The sequence below is a fragment of the Endozoicomonas ascidiicola genome (assembly GCF_001646945.1).
GTDB lineage: Bacteria > Pseudomonadota > Gammaproteobacteria > Pseudomonadales > Endozoicomonadaceae > Endozoicomonas > Endozoicomonas ascidiicola.
Map to the genome: position 1 here is coordinate 112,386 of NZ_LUTV01000005.1, position 5,095 is coordinate 117,480.

Consider the following 5,095-nt stretch of genomic DNA (forward strand, 5'->3'; position numbering starts at 1 on the left):
ACTTGATAGAAATGCTATGGCAAAAGGTGAAGTATGAATGGTTGAATCTCTTTGAGGTCATGGACTTTAAGGCGTTTGAAGCAGAAGTCATACGAGTGTTTGATCAGGTCGGTCAGGAATATATGATTTCATTTGGTTAACTACTTAGTCGCCTACAGGAAATTCAAAGGAAAAAATAATGAGCAAGGACAAAATTGAGTCATCTCAGCAATCGAATGCAGAGCTTTTTCTAAAAGAGCTTGAGAACGCTTTTAATATTAAAAGAACACCTATTGCAAAATATAATGATCGAACAGCTAAAGCATACATTTCAACAGAAAAAGATAAAGCCCATCAGAGCAATGCTGCATCATCTAAATATGCACAAAGCATCATACATGACGAATTAACTTCTGCACTTTCAAACYCAACAAACAAGGAGCTTCGCAAACGTTTAATATCTGTCATCAAGAATGAGAACTATACATTTTGCAGCAAAGAAGAAAAAAATAATTTAGAGTCAGAGTTAAAAAACTCTATAGAAAAGGCCAACAGAAACCACCCCAAAAACAATCATCCAGAACAAGCTACCATCAAACCAAAAGAAGCAATAAAAACCAACACACCAAATACAAGCGGTCATGACTTTATCGGACCAATTGCACTAGTTGAGACTGATTTTGGAAGTATGAAAAAATCACTCTTCAGGCCTGAAGTAGCTTCTCCCTCTACATTAAATAGCTCGACAAGTTCACTGGAAAGCAAAATACCATGCAGGGAAAACCTTGGAGGAAAAGGCTGGTTTCTAACAAAAATGCAAAATGCAGGGCTACCTGTTCCACCGTTCAACGCATTACATCAGCAGCTATTTTCTGATATTGAGCATCACCCACTCAGCACCGATCTGATGAACACCTTTTTTCCCGAGTTGCTACCTAACGATCAACACCCCATCAGTATTAATAAAATAAAAGAGCGCATTCTCTCACTTCCCCCTTATGAKACAAAAAAGCGCGCTAACCTCATTACCCAATTAGGYMAGTGCATTAGCAGTGAAGAATTTTATAATAATGTTGCGAATATGCCGGGCAGTAATGAAATCAGAGGCCTCTTTTCGCAGTTACAACAGACACAGCCTGATGCAGCATTYATCGTCAGAAGTTCTGGTATTAAAGAAGATGGTTATGGCGATGCTCAGGCAGGTAAATACGATTCCCATGTTCACTTGACAGGCGATATCGTAAAAACATGCCTTAAAGTGATGGCATCTGGCTACCGTYCTGAAGTCTGTCCACCGCAGGGAGTTCCCCAGCCTATGGCCATGGTGATTCAATCCTGCATAAAGTGCAGTTATGGTGGTGTCATTATCAGCCATTCATCACTGCAGGATGACACTATTCAATTGGAATACACTCTTGGCCAGCCAAAGGGCGTGGTTGATGGCAAATTCGGRGTAACGCCCCATCAATACAAACTTCAGCGCAGCAGTAATACAGGCAGCGATCAATGGATTGAAGGTAATATCTCTCAGTATTTCGTACTTAACAAAACAGACCATGGCTGTTCTGAAGACCCGGTTATAAACACCAATACTGATAAAGAGAAAGAAAAACTCTCACCAGCACTACTTCAAGAAATAAAACAGCATATCGAAACACTTGAAAATATGCTGTGTTGCCCGGTCGATGTCGAGTTTGCCGTTGATCTGAACGGTAAGTTGCACATTGTTCAGGTTCGACCAGTAACGCGCCTTGCTGGCGGTAGTAGTTTTAACGCACCGGCTCCAACAGAGGCACTTATTGATGGTACATTGGTCAGCGAAGGAATCATCAGCGGACCCGCTATTTCTTTGCATGAAAAGGTTGACCCTGCTTCTATACCCAAAGGCGCCATCATCCATGTTGAAAAGGCTAAAGACTGGATGATTGAGACTGATGTCCTTAAATGTGTTGGCGGCTTCATTTTAAAAAATGGTGGTACTAACGATCACGTCGCTATTACGCTCAGGCAGGCAGGTATCCCTTGCCTGTTGGCTGGTGAACAGTTCAAAGAACCAGATGGTTCTGAAGTCACGTTAGTTTCGGGTCTGTTTCATGGTGAGAAAGGTGCCTACCTGTTATCAGGAAACCACACAGAAGACTGGCAATCAAAACGAACAAATCTGGTTCCTGATTATGCTGCCGCATTGGCTCAATCAAAAGCCTATAAAAAATCATCTATTACATTCAAAACGCCAGATCAGGCTTTGCATTGGCTGAACCAGCAGAACGACAAACTGCTTACCTATTTTGAGCCGGATCGTCTCTTTAATACAGCACTTGCTCCTGAACAAAGCAAGGCGCTAAGTATGAACCCTGGCAGGTCAGAGGTCTTGTCACAGTTGAAAGAAGAGGTAGATCATTTCCTTGAGCAAATCGAGCTATTTCTTCAAGGCTATGAGGCCTTTTTGAACATGGCCGGCGAGACTAAAAATGTAGAGCTAAATAATTATCTGAAAGAACTTGAACCACTGAAAGCCTCAATGGTAACAATACGGACAGCCTGCACAGAGCAGGTTGAAAAACTGCTGGCCGGCCTCACAGATGGGCATGAAATACCAGACCAGCCTATCGACTTCAAACAGTGGTTGGGTAACTGTAAACAGTTGAAAGGTTTGCTTCAAAACCAACAACAACCAAACAGCCCTCAAAAAGTTCACACAGTACATGAAATGATTATGTTTCTGCACAAGCGATTTGTTGCAGCGCTAGGACCTATAGCCGCCAACTCCAGCATGGGAGACGTTAAGCTAAAGAATAAGACAAAATGGATCAGTTTCTCAAATCCGGATGGTGAAGGCTTCCTGAACGATGAATGCAAAACCAGTATTACTCATAATTTTAAAGAGATTAATAGTACAGTAACTCAACTTCCCACAGCCTGTATCATCACATCACAAAACGGTATCCATTTATCAACTATTGGTATGTATGAGAAAGCAGAAGGAACTAAAGGACGAAAAATTCGTTTATCTATTGCTGAGAATTTACATAGAGATCCAGGTCCCGATGGCAGGTGTAAACGCTTATGGTTTCTAGCCTCTCTACTCAAAGAGATGAAGATTGATAAAGAAGCAGGCAATATGAGTATTACTTTCAATCCCGTATCTGAAAAGCTGGAAATTGAATGCTGCAATTTCAGGTCTAAAGAAGCAATGACTAATGGCTTCTTAAAAGTAGTATCAGCGATTCCTGTGCTAGAACGGCTACACCTTGGACTTCAAACACAAAAACTTGAAAAATATGAATCTTCAGAAACTTTAACTCAGTGGTCCAAAGAAATATTGGCAAAAAAAATAGTAGCTATTAATACTTCCAATGAAAATCCAGATAATGATCATTCATTTAAAAAAGCATTATATTTTCTTGTTCATAACCATTTAGGGGAAAGAACTAAAGACAATCCTTTTGTGAACTACCTGCCCGAAGAAATGAAAATTTTTTACCGTACATTTTATAATACTCGTAATCATAATGCACCATTTTATCACGCTCGTGATGACAGCTTTTCAGAAGAAATACCAAAAAGTGAAGCACTTAAAATCATAATCAATAAAAATACAGAACATCTACTACCTGAAGATGCAAATAGAGTAAGAAAGGAAATCTGGCATATTTATTTTTCAAAGTCATCAACTATCGATTTGATCCCAAAAGAAATTTTAACAAAACTTATCATGGAGAATATTGACAAACCAATCCCTTGCCTTAAATTTGCAGCCGACAAAATAAAAAACTCAAGATATTTAGTTAAACAAGCGGTTTCCTCATTCTCTAGAGACTTCATTTTCGTTCCAGATAGTTTAAAAAATGATGATGAGATTGTAGAAATCGCTATAACAAAATCTGGTTTGTTACTTGAGCATGCAAGCGTTAGGTTAAAGTCCAATAAAGACATTGTAATAAAATCCATTCAACACAAAGGCGATGATAACGGTTTTCGGTATGCTAACCAAGAATTAATGGGTAACAAAGAAATAGCTTTACTAGCGATAAAAAACCACCCTAAAAATATTAAATATATCAGTGATGAATTGAAAGATGATGAAGATATTGTTAAAGCGGCACTGAAAGGGTCTAGCAAGTATGATGGATTATTACAACATGCTGGAAAGAATTGCAAAAAAAACCCTGAAATCATAAACCTGGCACTCAAGCATGATGAAACTAACTCAGCCTTCATTAGTAAAGAGTTAACAAATAATCCAGAACTTATTCTACCTATTATAAAAAGATACCCAAAATCTTTCACCATATTAGGGCCTCAATTGCGCAATAATAAAAAAATCATGATTGAGCTAATGCATATAAACAAAGATTCTTATAAAATTACGGGTACCGAACTAAAAAACAATGAAGAATTTATTCGTACATTGATAAAGATTACACCCGAAGCCTACACAATTACTGGGGATGATTTACTCGAAAACGAATCATTCTTACGCTCAGTCGTAACAGAATATCCTGCCACCTATCCATTATTAACTCGTGCATGCCGTTTGGTGAACTCACAATTAAGAAACGATGAAGTATTTGTACGTTCTATTATGTCACAGTACCCAGAAGCTTACGACATTGCAGGACACATGCTATGTGAAAATGAAGGCTTTATGCGCTTTATGATATCTAAAAACTCTAAATCCTACGAAAAAGCGGGGTTCATTCTCTGCGGAAATGAAAATTTTATGCTCTTTATGATATCTAAGCACCCTAAAGCTTACGAAAAGGCAAGTAGTAATTTTCGAAATAATGAAGCCTTTGTTATATCTTTAATGGAATCAGACCCAGAAAATTACAAGGTAGCTGGTAAAGAGTTACGAAATGACCAATCATTCATGCTTGCGATGATGCAGATCAATCAGGATGCTTTTCATATTGCATCTCAAGAGCTTAAAGCGTCAGAGGATTTTCTGAATCACGTCAGAGAAAAATTCCCGAGCTTTAAAGTATAGATTCCTCGTCTCAGAGTCTAGGAGGCTGTCGGACTTGAAAGTAAAAACCGGAGATGGGCCGCAATAAAGTCAAAAATCACAGAATCCAGTCTGGAAGTGCTGTTTATGTCGTCAGTCTCTTTTGCC

The 5,095-nt window shown here is 38.8% G+C and carries 1 protein-coding gene; it reads left to right on the plus strand.

What is annotated here, in order from left to right:
* Positions 1-178: 178 nt before the first annotated feature.
* A complete protein-coding gene (locus AKL11_RS14470; RefSeq protein ID WP_067518702.1) occupies positions 179-4,969 on the plus strand; it encodes a DUF4116 domain-containing protein in 4,791 nt (1,596 codons plus the stop codon).
* The last annotated feature ends 126 nt before the right edge of the window (positions 4,970-5,095 follow it).